This is a genomic window from Streptomyces iakyrus (assembly GCF_000717055.1).
GTDB classification, from domain to species: domain Bacteria; phylum Actinomycetota; class Actinomycetes; order Streptomycetales; family Streptomycetaceae; genus Streptomyces; species Streptomyces iakyrus.
Map to the genome: position 1 here is coordinate 90,661 of NZ_JNXI01000021.1, position 16,274 is coordinate 106,934.

The 16,274-nt window shown below is 71.9% G+C and carries 14 protein-coding genes and 1 pseudogene; 5 read left to right on the plus strand and 10 right to left on the minus strand.

Going from position 1 to position 16,274, the window contains the following annotated elements:
* Positions 1-5: 5 nt before the first annotated feature.
* The 5 genes and pseudogenes from OO68_RS31040 to OO68_RS31055 form a co-directional block, all read right to left on the minus strand.
* Positions 6-746 (minus strand): SDR family NAD(P)-dependent oxidoreductase, encoded by a 741-nt coding sequence (locus OO68_RS31040; protein ID WP_033312502.1) that lies wholly within the window; start codon positions 744-746, stop codon positions 6-8.
* A gap of 103 nt (positions 747-849) precedes the next feature.
* Complete coding sequence (locus OO68_RS31045; RefSeq protein ID WP_033312503.1) at positions 850-2,226, minus strand: glycoside hydrolase family 43 protein; 1,377 nt, start codon at positions 2,224-2,226, stop codon at positions 850-852.
* Between the two features lie 246 nt (positions 2,227-2,472).
* A complete protein-coding gene (locus tag OO68_RS31050) occupies positions 2,473-2,871 on the minus strand; it encodes a cupin domain-containing protein (protein WP_033312504.1) in 399 nt (132 codons plus the stop codon).
* A gap of 126 nt (positions 2,872-2,997) precedes the next feature.
* Positions 2,998-3,144, minus strand: a pseudogene (locus OO68_RS44505) (aquaporin); the annotation flags it as partial.
* 21 nt (positions 3,145-3,165) lie between these two features.
* A complete protein-coding gene (locus tag OO68_RS31055) occupies positions 3,166-3,921 on the minus strand; it encodes a helix-turn-helix transcriptional regulator (protein ID WP_033312505.1) in 756 nt (251 codons plus the stop codon).
* Between the two features lie 120 nt (positions 3,922-4,041).
* On the opposite strand from OO68_RS31055, the gene OO68_RS31060 reads away from it, so the two are divergent.
* The gene (locus OO68_RS31060) at positions 4,042-4,590 is read left to right on the plus strand and encodes a DUF2231 domain-containing protein (protein WP_033312534.1); all 549 of its coding nucleotides are present in this window, start codon (positions 4,042-4,044) and stop codon (positions 4,588-4,590) included.
* Positions 4,591-4,669: 79 nt separating this feature from the next.
* Positions 4,670-5,326 (plus strand): GTP cyclohydrolase I FolE, encoded by a 657-nt coding sequence (gene folE / locus OO68_RS31065; protein WP_078625557.1) that lies wholly within the window; start codon positions 4,670-4,672, stop codon positions 5,324-5,326.
* A gap of 36 nt (positions 5,327-5,362) precedes the next feature.
* On the opposite strand, the gene OO68_RS31070 is transcribed toward folE, so the two are convergent.
* A complete protein-coding gene (locus OO68_RS31070; RefSeq protein WP_033312506.1) occupies positions 5,363-6,724 on the minus strand; it encodes a pyridoxal phosphate-dependent decarboxylase family protein in 1,362 nt (453 codons plus the stop codon).
* A gap of 162 nt (positions 6,725-6,886) precedes the next feature.
* Between OO68_RS31070 and OO68_RS31075 the strand changes: the two genes are divergently transcribed.
* On the plus strand, positions 6,887-7,369 hold the full coding sequence (locus tag OO68_RS31075) for a MarR family winged helix-turn-helix transcriptional regulator (protein WP_033312507.1): 483 nt from the start codon (positions 6,887-6,889) through the stop codon (positions 7,367-7,369).
* Between the two features lie 21 nt (positions 7,370-7,390).
* Here OO68_RS31075 and OO68_RS31080 read toward each other — a convergent pair whose 3' ends face one another.
* Positions 7,391-9,193 carry a rhamnogalacturonan lyase gene (locus tag OO68_RS31080; RefSeq protein WP_106974468.1) on the minus strand — a complete coding sequence of 601 codons (1,803 nt, stop codon included), beginning with the start codon at positions 9,191-9,193 and terminating at the stop codon, positions 7,391-7,393.
* Positions 9,194-9,533: 340 nt separating this feature from the next.
* On the opposite strand from OO68_RS31080, the gene OO68_RS31085 reads away from it, so the two are divergent.
* On the plus strand, positions 9,534-10,085 hold the full coding sequence (locus tag OO68_RS31085; RefSeq protein WP_106974466.1) for a DinB family protein: 552 nt from the start codon (positions 9,534-9,536) through the stop codon (positions 10,083-10,085).
* A gap of 140 nt (positions 10,086-10,225) precedes the next feature.
* On the plus strand, positions 10,226-10,933 hold the full coding sequence (locus OO68_RS31090) for a GNAT family N-acetyltransferase (RefSeq protein WP_033312509.1): 708 nt from the start codon (positions 10,226-10,228) through the stop codon (positions 10,931-10,933).
* 73 nt (positions 10,934-11,006) lie between these two features.
* On the opposite strand, the gene OO68_RS31095 is transcribed toward OO68_RS31090, so the two are convergent.
* The 3 genes from OO68_RS31095 to OO68_RS31105 all read right to left on the minus strand — a co-directional run bounded on the left by OO68_RS31095 (position 11,007) and on the right by OO68_RS31105 (position 16,195).
* Positions 11,007-13,646 (minus strand): SpoIIE family protein phosphatase, encoded by a 2,640-nt coding sequence (locus OO68_RS31095; protein WP_063739347.1) that lies wholly within the window; start codon positions 13,644-13,646, stop codon positions 11,007-11,009.
* Between the two features lie 252 nt (positions 13,647-13,898).
* Entirely contained in the window at positions 13,899-14,987 is a 1,089-nt protein-coding gene (locus OO68_RS31100) for an ABC transporter substrate-binding protein (RefSeq protein ID WP_033312511.1), read from the minus strand.
* 176 nt (positions 14,988-15,163) lie between these two features.
* Positions 15,164-16,195: a saccharopine dehydrogenase family protein gene (locus tag OO68_RS31105; RefSeq protein ID WP_033312512.1), complete on the minus strand. Its 1,032-nt coding sequence runs from the start codon at positions 16,193-16,195 to the stop codon at positions 15,164-15,166.
* Between the last annotated feature and the right edge of the window lie 79 nt (positions 16,196-16,274).

Genomic DNA, 16,274 nt, shown 5'->3' on the forward strand with positions numbered 1-16,274 from the left:
GCCGCTCAGAGGGCGGTGCCCGTCTCCTCGGCCAGGGCCCGCACGAGGCGGTCCTGGAACGCCTCGTCGTGAACGGCGCGATGCGGCTGCAACCGCCGGCCGTGGTACCAGTACCCGCCGGCGGTCAGGGCCTCCGGGGCGTCGCTCGACGCCAGCCACTCCTGCGTCTGGTGGCCGAGCTCCAGGTCGTCCGGCGCGTTCGGCCCGCCCATCCTCGTCGGCACCCAGCCGGGGTCCACGGCGTTGCTCAGCACTCCGGGGCGCAGCCGGGCGACCGCGGTCGCCAGGGTCGTCACGAAGAGCTTGCTGTCGGCGTACGACCCGGGGCTCCCGCCCCGCCAGTCGGCCCTGTCCAGCGACGACGGGTCCCCGCCGAGGTGCGAGTTGCTGCTCAGGTACACCAGCCGGCGCGGCCCGCGCAGCAGGGCGGTCAGCAGATAGGGCGCGATGATGTTGACGGGCATGACGGCCCGTCCGCTCCACACCCCGGCATTGTGGATGACGGCGTCGAGCGGCGGCGATGCGTTCAGTTCCTCGGCGATGCGCAGCACGGCGTCACGCTCGGCGAAGTCGCCCACCACGATCTGGGCTCCGCGGTCGGCGAACCGGCCGAGCGCCGCCGCCCGTTCCTGGTTCCGGGCGTGCACCACCACGTCGTGGCCCGCGACCAGCAGCGCCCGGGCCGCGGCCCGCCCCAGCCCGTCCGCGGACCCGGTCACCAGGATCCGGCTCCGTGCTCCTCGCATGAGACTGCCTCCTTCGGCCGGATGCATGCCCCGCGAGGAGACACGCACCGGATCACACGGCTGTTGGGCCCGGGCACCCGACGTGGCCGCCGACCGCCGGCTCTCAGTAGCCGACGCGGAACGTCGCGTCCTGCCGGCCGGTCGTCGTGGAGACCGGGTCGATGCGCAGAGCGTAGTCGGCGTGGCGGAGGTAGCGGGTCGGGTTGTTGTGCGACCGGAACGAGGACCAGGTGGCGTCCGCCAGGCCCGCCGTGCGGTGGAAGGTCGCGTCCGCGGCGAACGTCGGCGTGTTGTCGTCGACGTCGAGGCGCAGGGCGTAGTTGTAGTGCCGAAGGTAACGGGTGGGGTGGCTGACGGACCGGAAGGAAACCCCGGAGCTGTCGGCGAGCCCCGGGACCAGGGTCCACAGCGAGTCCTTGTACGGCTCGATCGGGTACTCGTCGATCCGGCCCAGGTAGTCGGCGTGGCGGACGTAGCGGGACGGGTAGTTGTACGACTTGAGCCGGTTCCAGGCCGGCGCGCCCCACTTCGCGAGCAGGTTGTCGTACTCGGCCGTGGTGATCGTCGCGATGCCGCAGTGCTTGGAGTTGACCGGCTGCGTGTACGTCCGCTGGTCGAGGGCCGTCCAGGTGCCGGAGGCGAGGTTCGTGGACTGCCAGGCGTAGAACACGCCGTTGGGCGTATAGGTGTCGCCCCACAGCCACCAGGTGCCGGAGGTCAGCGACTTCACCACGGTCGGCGCCTCGGTGCCGCCGTGCGCCACGCCGGTGCCGAACTCGGTGAAGCTGCCCGGGTTCAGGGTGGTGGATCTGGCGGCCACCAGCGTCTGATTCTTCTTGAAGTAGAGGTAGTTGTAGCCGTTCACGCCGACGGCCATGTCACCGTCGATGACGTCGTAGCCGGGGTCGAAGAACACCTGCGGGGCGGAGGCGGTTACGAAGTCGGTCGTGTAGTTGACCATGATCACGTTGTGGCCGCTGGAGTTGACCGAGGAGTAGATCACGGCGTACTGCCGCCGGCCCGCGTCCCAGAACGCCTCGGGCGCCCAGCTGTGGGTGGCCATGTCGTGCAGCTTCAGTCGCCGGTAGCCGGTGAAGGTGCGCAGGTCGGCCGAGTCCCAGACGTGGATGTACTGGCTGTTGTAGTTCCAGTCGGTGCCCTTGAGGTCGGTGGCGAGCACGACGAACGTGCCGTCCTGCTTGCGCATCAGGAACGGGTCCCGCAGCCCGAGCGCCCCCGCCGTTGGGGTGACCAGGGGGTTGTTCTGGTTGAGCGGCGTCCAGTTGAGCCCGTCGGGGCTGACGGCGAGGTGCAGGCCGTAGTCGGTGCCGTCGCCGAGTCTGGTCGACTCGGTGAAGTAGACCATGGCGTACGCCGAGTCGGCGGCGTGCGCGGTACCGCTGCCGAGGGCCAGGGCGAGCGGCACGGCGGCGCTCATGCCGAGGAAACCGCGGCGGGAGAGGTGGGGGTTTGCGCTCATCGTGGTCTCCAAGGAGGCGAGGGTGCCGGACGGCCGCTCTGCCGGGCGGAGTCGGGGAGGGCCGGTCCCCTGTCCGGCTCCGGGAGGGGGCTGCGCTTCACCGCACTTGATCGAAATTTCGAACAACGTTCGTGTTGCCGGATGGGACCGTAGGGCCGCCGCAGCACCACCGTCAATACTCGTGCTCGCCCTGCCGCGAACGCAGGGCCGGCGACCGCTCGCTTCGTGCCCTTGCCTGTACGGCTGTTACGGGCGGGGGCGCCCCTGGATCTGCATCCCGGGTCGGCGACGGTGGACCGTCACGTACGTCAGGCCGCTCTCGCCGGCGGTCACGTTGCGGACGCTGCCGTGCGGCAGCCAGACGAGGCTGCCGGGCTCCACCGGGTGCGGGCCGTCCGCGGCGCCGAGCGTGCCGTCGCCGGTGACGACGAGCAGAAGGACGTCGAGGTCGGGTTCGGCGTGGGTGCCGATGGAGCCGCGGGGCGGGACGCGGATGAGGTTGGCGTCCAGTTGGCGGCCGGGCTCGGCAAGGCGCCACAGGGCGCCGGCCGATCCCGGGGCGGTCGCCGCGAGCGACTCGGTGTTGCCCAGGATCCGCGGAACGGGAGCGTCGCCCGCGCCGGGGAACCCCTCCGTGTCCGTCATGATCCTGCCACCGTCCGATTCGGGCCTGCCCTGGGCCGGTTCACCTGTCCGGCAGGCGATCCGCACCGCTCACGGGCGGATGCCCCGAGGAATCTAGCACCGGCCCTCGCTCCGGCCGGTGCCCGGTCACTCCTCGTCGGACGTGGTGGGGCGCGTCCGCCCGGGCTCCGGTGCCTCGCCCTGCTGCGCGCGGGCGTGCAGCACGTCCCCGATGAACAGGTCGTACACCGGCACGCCGATCACACCACCCACGAGGGGCCCGACGATCGGGATCGAGCGCTACGACTGCGATCCTCACTGGCCCCCGGGCGTCTCGTCCGCTGCGGCCTCGGTCTCGCCCGTGCCCAGCCGGACGCAGCATTCCCCCGGTTCCGGCGCCAGCACCGCGCGGACGCCGTTGACTTCGAGGCCGCCGAGGTAGCCGCTGAGGAACGCGTGGTTCATGCCGCACACCAGGTCCGGAGCCTTCGCGGCCAGTGGGTGGAAGGGGCAGTTGCGCAGCCGGAGCCGGGTCGGGGTCTCCCGCACGGGCTCGTAGCCGTACTGGTCCAGCAGGCGCTCGCAGGTGGTCAGGCCGCGCTCGGGGCCCAGCCGGCCCGGGCGGGTCTCCTGCCGTGCGGCCTCGCCCACCTGCCGGCCGTGCTCCTGCGCGGCACGCATCGCCGCCTGCGTGGCGTTCTCGCCGGCGCGCTCGGTGAGCACCGCGTCCAGGAGCAACTCCGCCAGGAGCTCGTGGCGCCGGTCGGGGATGTTCAGCGTGATCTGGGCGTCGGTGGGCTCGTACACCTTCGGCTGCCTGCCGACCTTGCGGGTGCCGCCCGGTGTCTCGTAGCGGGCGCGCAGCAGGCCCGCGTCGACCAGCTTGTCGAGGTGGAAGGCCGCGAGTTTGCGGGAGATGCCGACGCTGGCGGCGGCCTCGTCGCGGGTGACGGCGCGCCGGGCCCGCCGGATGAAGGTGAACATGCGCCGGCGTGAGTCCTCGCTCAGGACGCTGACGGAGTCGATGGCGCTGCCGGCCGGGTCGGCCTGCGCGGGCGGGTCGGAAGCCACGGGACAACCGTAACTCCTACCCCCATGGGAGCGAGAGCTCTTCCGGCGCTCCGTTCTGCACCACTTGACGTCCGCGTGGAATAAAGGAAACACTCATTGGTGAAACTCCTGGAGGTTCTCATGGTCACAGAGCCACAGCTTCAGGCGAAGCGCCCCGTCAGCGCCCCGCTCGCCGGGCCGTACGGTCATCCGTTCCACCCGATCCTGGTGACCGTGCCGATCGGGGCCTGGGTCACCAGCCTGGTGTTCGACATCGCCTCCCGCATCGTCGGCAGCCCGGGCTTCCTGACCCAGGCCTCGGAGTGGCTGATCGCGGTCGGGGTGATCGGTGCCCTGCTGGCGGCCCTCACCGGATTCCTCGACCTGCTCGTCCTTCCCCGAGTGACCCCGGCCTTCCGCACCGCCCTGGTCCACATGACGCTGAACCTCCTGGTCACCGGCGCCTACGTGGTGAACTTCCTGTGGCGCTACGGCCACCACACCGACGGCGTCAGGGTCGGCGTCGGCCAACTCGTCCTGTCCGCCGTGAGCGTGGCGGTCCTGGGCCTCTCGGGCTACCTGGGCGGCAAGCTCGCGTACCGCTACGGCGTCCGCGTCGCCGACGAGAACACCCAGGCCGAGGGATACCGGCCCGGTCGCGGCGCAAGCCGCTCCCGCCCCTCCGTGTGACCCCGTACGGCGCACCCGCCCGGCCGGGCGGGCGCCCCGGTCCTCCTCCTCACCGCCCTCGCCATCGGAGATTGCCGACATGACCGAATTCCCCGCCCAGACCTCGCTCGGGAGCGACCTCCTCGACCAGGAGACGACAGCGCCCGCACGGCCCGCCCTGCGGGTGGTCCACGAATCCGACGGGATCGACCTGGCCGCCGCGGAGGCCGCGGCGGCCAGCTTCCTCGACGCCCTCGGCATCGACACCGCCTCGGAGAGCCTGCGCGGCACGCCCGGCCGGATGGCCCGCGCCTACGCCGAGCTCTTCAGCCCGCGCCCCTTCGACCTGACCACCTTCCCCAACGACGAGGGCTACGACGAACTCGTCCTCGCCCGGCGCATCCCCGTCCGGACCGTCTGCGAGCACCATCTGCTGCCGGTGGTCGGTGTCGCGCACGTCGGCTACCTGCCCGGGGCCCGCATCCTGGGCCTGTCCAAGCTGGCGCGCGTCGTCGAGTACTTCGCCTGCCGCCCGCAGGTACAGGAACGCCTGACCAAGCAGGTCGCCGACTGGCTTCAGGCGCATCTGGAACCCAAGGGTGTCGGCGTGGTCATCGAGGCGGAGCACTCCTGCATGACGCTGCGCGGCGTGCAGGCCACCGGCTCCGACACCCTGACCTCCACCCTGCTCGGCCTCCTTCGCTCCGACGCCCGCTCCCGCAGCGAGTTCCTCGCCCTGACGCGTGTGACCTCCTGACGGAGGAGCCGCGCCCGGGCCCGCCGTGGCCGGGGATCACGGCCGGGCGAGCCGCGTGACCCGGTCGTGCAGGCGCTGCACGTGGTCCTCGGACTCCGGCTTCATCAGGACGCTGCGCAGGATGCGGGCGCCGTCGGCGTCGGCGGTGACCTCCGGGTGGCGTGCGGTGAAGGCGTCGCGGTCGGCCTTGAGGGTGCTCAGGAACACGGGATCGGTTACCGCCATGCCGTCGGCCAGGACGCGCGCTGACGCCGCGTCGACACCGCTGAGGGTCGCGGGCTGCACCGAGGGGAAGTAGCCGACGATGTCCAACTCGGGCCGCTGGTACAGCTCCAGGGCGTCCGAGGCGGTGATCAGGTCGGCCCAGCGCAGGGCGGCCCGGCGGCCGGCGCCGAGGACGCGGCCGAGCCCGTCGGGGGTGGGTGGGAGGACCTGGAAGGTGAGCCACAGGGCGGCGGCCGAGGCGCCGGCGCGGGAGCATTCCAGGCTGATCTCGCCGAGGTGCAGTTCGCTGGAGGTGAAGTAGGTGTAGGGCGAGTCGTGGAGGTAGAAGCGGCCCACCTCGGGGTCGCGGAAGAGGACGGCACCGCAGCCGTAGGGCTGGAGTCCGTGCTTGTGCGGATCCACGACGATCGAGTCGCACCGGGCGATCGCCCGCCAGGGCTCCGCGGGGAGTCCTTCCGGGCCGTCGGCGCCGGCGAGCAGGGTGAAGAACCCGCCGTAGGCCGCGTCGACATGGAGCCGGACCCCGTAACGGTCCCGGAGGGCGAGGGCGGAGTGGACCGGGTCGACGGCTCCAAGGCCGGTGGTGCCCGTGGTGAGCACGACCGTGCCCACCTCTCCCGTCCGCAGGATGTCCTCAAGTGCGTCGATGCTGATCCGGCCGCGGTCGTCGGTCGGGATGGGGTACCCCTTCATGCCCAGGACGTGGCACATGCGGCCATGGGTGTAGTGCGCGTCGGCGCTGTAGGCGACGCCGCGGCCGGGGTGGAGCCCGCGGGCGACGAAGAGGGCTTCGAGATTGGCGATCGTGCCGCTGGTGGTGAGGTGGCCGAGGTGGGTGTCGTAGCCGAACATCGCGGCCAGCTGGGCGACGGCCTCGCGCTCCATGCGGGCGGTGGCCGGACCGCCGTCCAGGGCGTGGTTGTTGGGGTTGATCAGCATCGTGGCGAGGTAGCCGACGACCGCCGCCGGGTGCGGGGGCTTGAGCATCTGCCCCGCGTAGCGCGGATGGAAGAAGGGGTAGTTCTCCTTCAGCCTTCCGGTGAGCTCTCCGAAGGCGACGGCGAAGCGGTCGTCGTCGACGAGGAGGGACGGGTGCTGCTCGTAGGGACCGAAGGTGTCGGCCCACTGCTGTATCGCGTCGTTGGCCCGGCCGAGCCAGTGCTGCAGGTCCACTGATCTCCCTCTCTGCCGACGGGGTGGGTGATGGGTCTCTGGGTGTCCACCTTAGATAATCGTTGACTGCTCAGCAATTGATTGATCAGCAATTGAGACGGCAGTAGGTGAAGAGGTAATAGGTGAACAGGCAGTAGGTGAGGAGGCAGTAAAGTCGGCGGGGTGAACCCCGCGAACCGAGAGAACGACGATGCGGCCCGCGCCGCCGGCAGCAGCCTCGTGCAGGACTTCGGGCTGCTGATCAAGGCCGCCACCCGCCTGGAACAGCGGATCGACACGGCCCTGCGCAGGGAGTGCGAGGTCAGCCACACGATGTTCGAGGTCCTCATCCGGCTGTGCCGCCGCCCGGGCGAGGAGATCTCGCAGCGCCGGCTCGCCGACGACCTCACCCTCACCAGCAGCGGCATCACCCGCCTGATCGACCGCATGGAGGGAGCCGGCCTGGTGCGGCGCGGGCCGGCTCCCGGAGACCGCCGAAGCGTCCTGGTCGAGGCCACCGAGCACGGTCGGGCGGTGTTCCTGCGGGCTGCCGCCGTCCACGCGCAGGTCGTCGAGCGGTACTTCGTGGCGCCGGTGGCCCGCGCCGACTACGCACGACTGACCCACGCGCTGGGGGAGATCGACAAGGCGCTGCGCGACACCTGACAGCGCGGACGGGCCCCTGGGTCAGGGCGTGTGGACCGTGGGACGGGGCGCCGTCGGCATGTTGGCGCCGATGAAGAAGCCCGGGTGCGGGGGCTGGTTGTAGGCGGTGTTCTGCCAGGCGAGCGCCGTGCGGTACTGGGTGTCGTGGAGCAGGGTGGTGATCTTCGTGCCGGTCTGGTTCGGCGTGGAGTAGATGCGCAGCGCCTTGTTGTCACTCGTGCGCCAGATCACCTCTTCGCGCCAGTCGCCGAGGATGTCGCCGGACAGGACCGGCGTGGCCTTGGTGCCGTTGTTGGAGGCGACGCCGGAACCGGTCAGCAGCCGGGTGTCGCCGGAGGTGCCGTACTTGTCGATGCGGGTGCCGTCGAGGAGCTCGCGGACGGGGTCGCCGTCCCACCAGGACAGGAAGTTGACGCTGGAGGGCTCCCGGCCCAGGGAGGCGCCGGTGGCCGAGCGCAGGGTGGTGTCGGCGGCGGACCACGCCTCCGCGCCCGCGCTGCCGGCGTAGACGTCGGCGGCGACGCCACGGCCGTTGTCGGAGCCCGACGCGGTCTGCCACAGGATCTGGCCGGTCCGGGCGTCGGCCATCCAGGAACCGGGCTTGCTGGAGTCCTCCGAGACCTTGAAGTACTCCAGGCCCGCGCGGCCCGGGTTGAGGTCGCCGACGTGGCCGGCGTCGCCGTGGCCGAGCCGGGTGGTCCACAGCCCGCTGCCGTTGTCGTCCACGGTCATCGCGCCGTAGACGATCTCGTCCCTGCCGTCGGCGTCGACGTCGGCGACGGACAGGCTGTGGTTGCCCTGGCCGTCGTAGCCCTTGCCGGTGTTGGTGGAGGAGGTGGTGTCGAAGGTCCAGCGGCGGGGGAAGGCGCCGCCCCGCCAGTCCCAGGCGGCTATCACCGTGCGGGTGTAGTAGCCGCGCGCCATGATCAGGGAGGGCCGGGCCCCGTCCAGGTAGGCGGTGCCGGCGAGGAAGCGGTCGACGCGGTTGCCGTAGGTGTCGCCCCAGGAGGAGACGGTGCCGCGGCCCGGGGCGTAGTCGACGCTCTGCATCGCCTTGCCCGTCTGGCCGTTGAACATCGTCAGGTACTCGGGCCCGGACAGGACGTAGCCGCTGGAGTTGCGGTGGTCGGCGGAGGAGCTGCCGATGACCGCGCCGGTGCCGTCGCGGGTGCCGTCGGCGGTCTTCATGGCGACCTCGGCCCTGCCGTCGCCGTCGTAGTCGTACACCTGGAACTGCGTGTAGTGGGCTCCGGAACGGATGTTGCGGCCCAGGTCGATGCGCCACAGCCGGGTGCCGTCGAGCTTGATGCCGTCGACGACGGTGTTGCCGGTGTAGCCGGACTGGGAGTTGTCCTTGGCGTTGGAGGGCTGCCACTTGAGGACCAGGTCCAGGACGCCGTCACCGTCGAGGTCGCCGACGGAGGCGTCGTTGGCCTCGTAGGTGTAGGCCGAGTTGCCCGGAGCGGTACCGCCCGCGGGCGGGGAGACCGGCACGTCCTTGTAGCCCGTGCGGAACTGGACCGCGGGCGCGGACGCGGCCTGCTCGGTGCCGTTGACCACGGCGCGCACCGTGTAGTCGGCCGAGGCCGCGCCGCCCGCGTCGAAGTAGTTCGTCGAGGCGGTGACGGGGGAGGAATTGAGTCTGGTGGAGCCGCGGTAGACGTTGAACGACACGTTCTCGGGGTCGGTCGCCAGCCACCGCCAGGACACCAGGTTTCCGCTGCCGGTGTGCACGCTGGTCAGCCCGCGGTCGAGCTTCTCGACCTGCCGGGCGGTCGCCGCGTTCGCGGTCTGCGGCAGTGCGACGAGCGCGGAGACGGCCAGTGCGGCGGCTGAGACGCAGCCGACGAAGCGGCCGCCCGGCCGGAAGGGCGATCGCCAGGAGCCTGGCGCGGTGCGGGGACGCCGGTACGGAAGGGTCACGGTGGCCTCCGGGGCGTGGGGGGTATGGGAACGCTCCCATGAGGTGGGAGCGTAAGAACGAGCTGATGCCTCGTCAAGGATTCTGTCCGGTCTGTTGTTCGGGCCTGTTGGGGTCCGTGGCTTTCCCGGGCGACCGGGGATGGACGCCGTCGCGCGTCGACGGCGTCCATCCCCGGGAGGCAAGGTGGTCCAGACCCTGCACGGCCACGTGCAGCGCGTTCGAAGCGACGGAAGGGCGGACATGACCGAAACCACCAGAAGGGCCGAACTGTTCGGCGGCACCGACAGCGGTCCCCGGTTCACCGGTCCGACGACCGGTGACGAACGGCGGATGCTCGTCGACGTCCTGCATGCCCAGCGGGCCACGCTGTTGCTCAAGTGCTCCAACCTGGGGCCGGAGTTGGCCCTGCGGTCCGTCGCGCCGTCCACACTCTCCCTGCTCGGCCTGGTCCGTCACCTCGCCGATGTGGAACGCCGCTGGTTCCGGCGGGTCCTGGCCGGACAGGACGCGCCGGCCCTCTTCTCCTCGACGGCCGACCCCGACGAGGACTTCCACGGAGCGGCGGACGACCCCACGGGCGTCGCGGCGGCATGGGAGGCGTGGCGGGCCGAGGTGGCCTTCGCCGAACGGTTCGTCAGCGAGGCCCCCGGTCTCGACGTCGAGGGCGAAGATTCCTGGCGCGGAACGGTGTCGCTGCGCTGGGTCCTCCTCCACATGATCGAGGAGTACGCCCGTCACAACGGCCACGCCGACCTGCTCCGCGAGCGCATCGACGGAGCGATCGGCCTGTGAGCCGGGACCGGGCCCTGCACCGGGCCCGCCCCGCCCGCCGGCCCCGGTGGTCACCGCACTAGCATGGCCGGCGGCATCCGAAGACGCCGCCGGCCGCCTGTCCGGCCGGCATCGACCGAGGGCAGGGAAGGCGCAGCACGATGACGGGGCTCAGCGACGCCGACGCACTCGACGACCCGGTGGGCGCGTCCCTCCGCGGCCACCACGCCCATCTCGCCCGCCGGCTCGGCGCCGCCGCCACCTACGCGCCCGGGGTCGCGACCTTCTCCGCGGTGCCCGCCCAGCCGGACGCGGAGGCTTGGGCCGACCTGGCCAAGCTGCTGGGGCCGGGCGAGTTCGCCGACATGTTCAGCTGCCCGGCCGTTCCCCCGCCGGACTGGGAGCCGGTCTTCGTCCTGGAAGGCCGGCAGATGATCTGGGCCGGCCACGACGGCCCGGATCCGTCCGGGGCAGAGACCGACTCCGGCATCGTCGAACTCGGCGCGGAGAACGTGCCCGAGATGCTGGACCTCATCGAGCGGACCCGGCCGGGGCCGTTCTGGCCCCGCACGCACGAACTCGGCACGTACCTCGGCATCCGCGACGGCGGCACGCTGGTGGCGATGGTGGGGGAGCGGCTGAGGCCTCCCGGATGGACCGAGATCAGCGCCGTCTGCACCGCCCCCGAGGCACGCGGCCGGGGGCACGCCGTCCGCTTGCTGCGCGCCATCGCCGCACGCGTCCTGGCGCGCGGAGAACGTCCCTTCCTGCACGTGGCCGAGGAGAACAGCGGCGCGCTCGCGCTCTATGAACGGCTCGGCTTCGAGACGCGCAAGCACGTGACGTTCCGCGGTTTCCGCACGCCCTGAGGCACCGGACCGGCAGGCGCCGCCCTCCGTCATGGGGAGGGGCGGGTACAGCACCGGCAGGTGACGACCTGCCTCACCAGGCCGCGTCCTCCCACTGGTCCAGCAGGGCGTCGGCCGACATCTCCTCGGGTTCGACCGCCGGACTCCGGGTGGACTGCTCGGTCCAGATCACCTTGCCGCGGGCCATGTAGCGGGTACCCCACCGCCGGGCGAACCTGGCGACGAGGAACAGTCCCCGCCCGCCCTCGTCGGTGATCGCGGCCCTGCGCAGGTGGGGTGAGGTGCTGCTGCCGTCGGCGACTTCGCAGATCAGGCTGTCGCCGTCGCGCAGCACCCGCAGCCGGATCGGTCCGATGCCGTAGCGGATGGCGTTGGTGACCAGCTCGCTGACGATCAGCTCGGTCGTGAAAGCCAGCTCCTCCAGTCCCCAGGTCCTGAGCCGCCCGGTGACCTCCGCCCTGATGCCCGCCACGACCGCCGGATCGCCGGGCACGTCCCACTCGGCCACCCGGGAGGGGTCCAGCAGCCGGGTGCGGGCGACGAGGAGGGCGATGTCGTCGCTCGACCGGGCGGGAAGCAGCGCGTCGAGGACGTCCTGGCAGGTCTCCTCCGGAGAGCGGCGAGCGCCGGCCAGAGCGTGGCGCAACGCCTCCAGGCCGGTGTCGATGCCCCGCTCCCGGTCCTCGACCAGACCGTCCGTGTAGAAGACCAGCCGCGAGCCCTCGGGGAGACTGACCTCGGCGGTCTCGAAGGGTTCGGCGCCGCCCAGGCCGAGCGGCGGTGCACCGGGGACCCGCAGGTACTCCACGGTGCCGTCGGGGTGCACCAGGGCCGGCTCCGGATGCCCGGACCGGGACAGGCAGCACATCCCGGACGCCGGATCGTAGACGGCGTAGAGGCAGGTGGCGCCAGCGACGCCCTCGTGGTCCCGCTCCCCGGTCTCGTCGCTGTCGATCCGCGCGACCAGCTCGTCCAGGTGCCCGAGGAGCTCGTCCGGGGGCAGGTCGAGGGCGGAGAAGTTGTGCACCGCGGTACGCAGCCGGCCCATCGTGGCCGCGGCGTGCAGGCCGTGCCCCACGACGTCGCCGACGACCAGGGCGACCCGGGCACCGGGCAGGGGGATCACATCGAACCAGTCGCCGCCCACGCCCTCCAGGGCGGGCAGATAGCGGTGGGCGACCTCGACGGCCGAGTGGTCGGGCAGGGAGCCCGGCAGCAGGCTGCGCTGCAGTGACTCGGCCAGGGTGTGCTCGCGGGTGTAGCGGCGGGCGTTGTCGACGGCGACCGCGGCCCGGGCGGCCAGTTCCTCGGCGAAGGCCAGGTCCTCCCTGCCGAAGGGAGCGCCGGCGGAGCGCCAGAAGCTCGCCATGCCCAGCACGACACCGCGGGCCTGGAGCGGCACCGTGATCAGGGAGTGGAAACCGAGGTCCAGCACGCGCCGCGCGCGAACGGGGTCCTGCGCGCTCATCCAGCCGCCCGGATCGGTCAGGTCGACGTCCAGGACCGCACGGCCGCGCTCGGCACCGACGGCCGCCGGCGACGAGGGGACGAAGCGGATCAGCTCACCCACCGGATAGAGGGACCGGACACCGTCGACGCCGTGCACCGCCACCCGGCGCATCTGCGGACCGGGCCCGGCCGACACCGCGCCGCGCAGGATCGGATCCAGCAGGTCGACCGTGGCGGTGTCGGCGAACCGGGGAACCGCCACCTCGGCCAGTTCCTGCGCGGTACGCACCACGTCCAGCGTCGTTCCGATCCGCACGCCCGCCTCGTACAGCAGCCCCAGCCGCTCCCGGGCCACCTCCGCCCGGCCCGCCAGCGCGCGCAGCTCCGTCGTGTCGCGCAGGGTCGCCACGCTGCCCGCCGTGCGGTCGTCCGGGTCGACCGGCCGCACGTTGACTGCCAGCAGCCGGTCACCGGCCAGGTGCACCACGTCGGTGGCCGGCCGGCCCGAACCCAGCAGCTCGGCGGTGCCCGCCTCCAGGCCGAGATCTGTCACCCGGCGCTCCTCGGCATCCGCGGGCAGGTCCAGCAGCCGCCGCGCCTCGTCGTTCGCGAGCAGCAGCCGGCCGTCGCTCCCGATGATCAGCACGCCCTCCCGCACCGCGTGCAGCACCGCGTCGTGATGCTCGTACATGCGCGTCATCTCGGACGGATCCAGGCCACGGGTCTGGCGCCGCAGCCGCCACGAGACCAGGGCCGTCCCGCCCGCGGCCACCGCGAGCGCGCCACCGGCGAAGCCCAGTAGCTGGGGCAGCTGATCCATCACCACGTCGTCCACGCTGGCCACCGTGACCCCGACGGACACGAAGCCGACGATGGTGATCCCGTTGGTGTCGTAGACCGGAACCGTCGTGTCCACGGCCAGACCGAGGCTGCCCTCGAAGGTCTTGGTGAACGGCCGGTCGGCGGCGCCGCCCTCGCGCACGGCGTAGATGTGCTTGCCGATCAGCTTCGGGTCGGGGTGGGTCCAGCGAAACCCCTGGGGATCGAAGGTCACCACGTAGTCGACGCCGGTGTTCTTCCGGGCGTCCTCCGCGCGCGGCTGGAGCAGCTCGGTGGGGTCGCCGGACTTCATGGCGGCCAGCGTTCCCGGGGCCCGCGCGAAGGACTGGGCGACGCCCTTCGAGAGCTGACGCGCCTCCTGCGTGCTCGACTCCCGCGCCTGCACGACGAGGGCTCCTCCCGCGGCGGCGGCGAACAGCACCATGATCACCGATTGCAGCAGGAACACCTGCCCGGCGACGCTGCGCACCCTCGGCAGGGCCCGCCATCGCGCTCCCGGCGGCCGGACGCCGGGCTCCTGCTGCCCGCCGTGGCGCCCTCTCCGTCGTGAGGCCGACCGGAAGCGCCCGCCGCTGTCCGGGGAGGAGCGGAAGGCCAGGAGTCGACCGAGGTGCCGGAGCATACGGACTCTCTACCATGCACGTTCATATTCAGCCATATGGCTGCATTCAGTCGGTCAGGTGCGAGCCCACCCCTGCCAGCGCCTGGTCACGGAGTCCCGGTTCTCGAGCCACCAGTCGATGTCCAGATCGAAGCCCGACAGCAAATGGCCGGGAGTGCTCGCCAGATGCACGGCGGTGGACTCGGTGAGGTGCCCATAGGCGGCGGGCACCACGGGACCGTCGGGATAGAGCCGGGCCATGTGGGCCTGCACCTCGGGCCGCAGCGCGAAATCGATCAGCCGGTAGGCGGCGTCCGGGTTCGCGGAGCCCTGGGGGATGCCGAAGCCGTTGCTCTGCCTGCGGGCGCCGTTCCACTCGTAGGCGAGGGGCACCCCGCGCCCGAGCAGGCTCTGGAGCCGGCCCGCCCAGGTGCTGGAGGCCACGGCACTGCCGCGGGACAGCAGCTCACCGGGCTCCGCGCCATACTCCCAGAACGTCCGCACGGAACCCCGGATCTCGTCCATGACCTTGAAGGCGCGGTCCACGTCGAGGGGGTAGAGCCGGTCGAGCGGCACACCGTCCGCGAGCAGCGCGAACTCCAGTTCCGGATAGTCCACCTCGCCCTGCAGCGCGCGGCTGCCCGGGAAGCTCCGGAGGCTCCAGAAGTCCGCCCACGACTGAGGCCTCCTCCCGCCGAACATGTCGGTGCGGTAGGCGAGGACGCTGGCCCAGTAGCTCTTGCCCACGCCATTGGGGGTGAGCAGCGACTGGGCGATGCCGGCGTTCCGGGTGTTCTTCAACCGACCGTAGTCCAGTGGCTCGGACGCGCCCTCGTGCTCGAAGAGCACCAGATTGGACATGTCGATGTCCATGACGTCGAACCGTGGACGGCCTTCCTTGATCTGGGCGAGCATCTGCTCGTGCCCGAAGTCCACCACCCGGATCCGGATGCCGGTCTCCCGGGTGAACGGGTCGTAGACGGCCTTCCGGTTCGCCTCGCCGTAGGAACCGCCGAAGTTCCGCACGACGAGCACCCTGCTGCTCGCGGCGGCACTCCGCTCGGTACGGGTCTCACAGCCCGTGACCGAGGCCGCGGCCGCACCGGCGGCGAGCCCTCCGACTCCGGTCAGGAAGGCTCTGCGGCTCGGTGCGACGTCTCCCACCGGCTGCCTCCTGCCCTAGGGGTGATCCGTGACGGAGGGTGTCTCCTGGTCGGCCTGCTGCCTCGTGCATCTTTGGTCAGTGTTTACCAGGAAAAGTACCTTCCTCACAGAGTCTGAGGGCGGGAGCCCGGGCGATCATCCGAACCCGCACGGCCGCCGCACCCCCGAAGGCCTCCTCACCGGCGCAGCTCCACCAAGAGGTGCGAGGACAGGGAGCGGAGGAAGCCGGCCGCGTCGAAGATCTCGCCGGCGGAGACGACACCGACCGCCCGGGTGCGCCCGGAGAGGATGCGGGCCACCGCCTCCACCGCGAGCGGCGCCGTGACCGCGTAGATGTCCCGCCCTCGCGCCACGGCGCGCCGTTCGGCGCCGCCGGAGCGCACGACGACGTCGACGAGGAAGGTCTGCGCGGACCGCCCGTGCCCGTCGACCGCGGTCGGCGTCGGAGTGCCGGGCGCCGACACGTCCCGGGCGGCCTCGGCCGTCATGTAGGTGCGCACGTCGGGGACGGCCAGGTGGCTGGGGATGGTGACGACGTCGGCCATCGTGAACTCCCCGATGACCTCCCGGGAGCCCACGGGCTCGGGGAACGGCCACTGGAGGGTCGTCGTCTCGTCCCGGCGGTAGTCCAGCCGCCCGTTCCGGTACACCACGCGTGCACCGCCCCGCCGCTCCCGGGAGACCGCGCCGGCGGCGCGTGTCCCGTCCGTGGGCTGCCAACCGCTCAGCGCGTACGCCACGTGCGCCTCGTCGGCCCCCGTCCAGTCGCCCATCGCCGCGGTGGCCAGCAGGTCACCGAGTCCGCCGAAGAAGGCCATCGCCGGGACGACCACCGCTCCCGCGGCGCGGGCGCGGTCCGCGAAGTGTGCGAACGTGTCCGCGTTCGCCTCGATCTCGGCCGCCACGTCGACGTACGGGACGCCGGCGCGCAGCGCCGCCTCGATCACCGGGGCGGCCGTCGTGGCGAACGGCCCGGCGCAGTTGACCACCGCCGCCGCCCCGGCCAGCGCGCGGTCGAGCGCGTCCGGATCGTCGACCGCCGCCGGTCTGATCTCCAGCCCGGGGTACGACGCCGCCAGCGCCTTCAGCTTCACCTCGTCGCGGCCCGAGAGGACCGGGACGAACCCGCGCTCCACCAGTTCCGCCACCACGAACCGCCCGGTGTGCCCGTACGCGCCGAACACCGTCACCGTCTGACCCGGTCCCATGAGCTCTCCCCTGTGCTCGACTGATCAACTGCCGCCATCCTGACGGCGGTGAGCATCCGACCGTGAGTGTCCGGAACGA

What these genes read in the sequence shown, in the direction of transcription:
- OO68_RS31040 (WP_033312502.1), bottom strand. Translation starts at nt 746, where the DNA reads ATGCGAGGAGCACGGAGCCGGATCCTGGTGACCGGGTCCGCGGACGGG.
- OO68_RS31045 (WP_033312503.1), bottom strand. Translation starts at nt 2,226, where the DNA reads ATGAGCGCAAACCCCCACCTCTCCCGCCGCGGTTTCCTCGGCATGAGC.
- OO68_RS31050 (WP_033312504.1), bottom strand. Translation starts at nt 2,871, where the DNA reads ATGACGGACACGGAGGGGTTCCCCGGCGCGGGCGACGCTCCCGTTCCG.
- OO68_RS31060 (WP_033312534.1), top strand. Translation starts at nt 4,042, where the DNA reads ATGGTCACAGAGCCACAGCTTCAGGCGAAGCGCCCCGTCAGCGCCCCG.
- folE (WP_078625557.1), top strand. Translation starts at nt 4,670, where the DNA reads ATGACCGAATTCCCCGCCCAGACCTCGCTCGGGAGCGACCTCCTCGAC.
- OO68_RS31085 (WP_106974466.1), top strand. Translation starts at nt 9,534, where the DNA reads ATGACCGAAACCACCAGAAGGGCCGAACTGTTCGGCGGCACCGACAGC.
- OO68_RS31090 (WP_033312509.1), top strand. Translation starts at nt 10,226, where the DNA reads ATGACGGGGCTCAGCGACGCCGACGCACTCGACGACCCGGTGGGCGCG.
- OO68_RS31095 (WP_063739347.1), bottom strand. Translation starts at nt 13,646, where the DNA reads ATGGTGCTGTTCGCCGCCGCCGCGGGAGGAGCCCTCGTCGTGCAGGCG.
- OO68_RS31105 (WP_033312512.1), bottom strand. Translation starts at nt 16,195, where the DNA reads ATGGGACCGGGTCAGACGGTGACGGTGTTCGGCGCGTACGGGCACACC.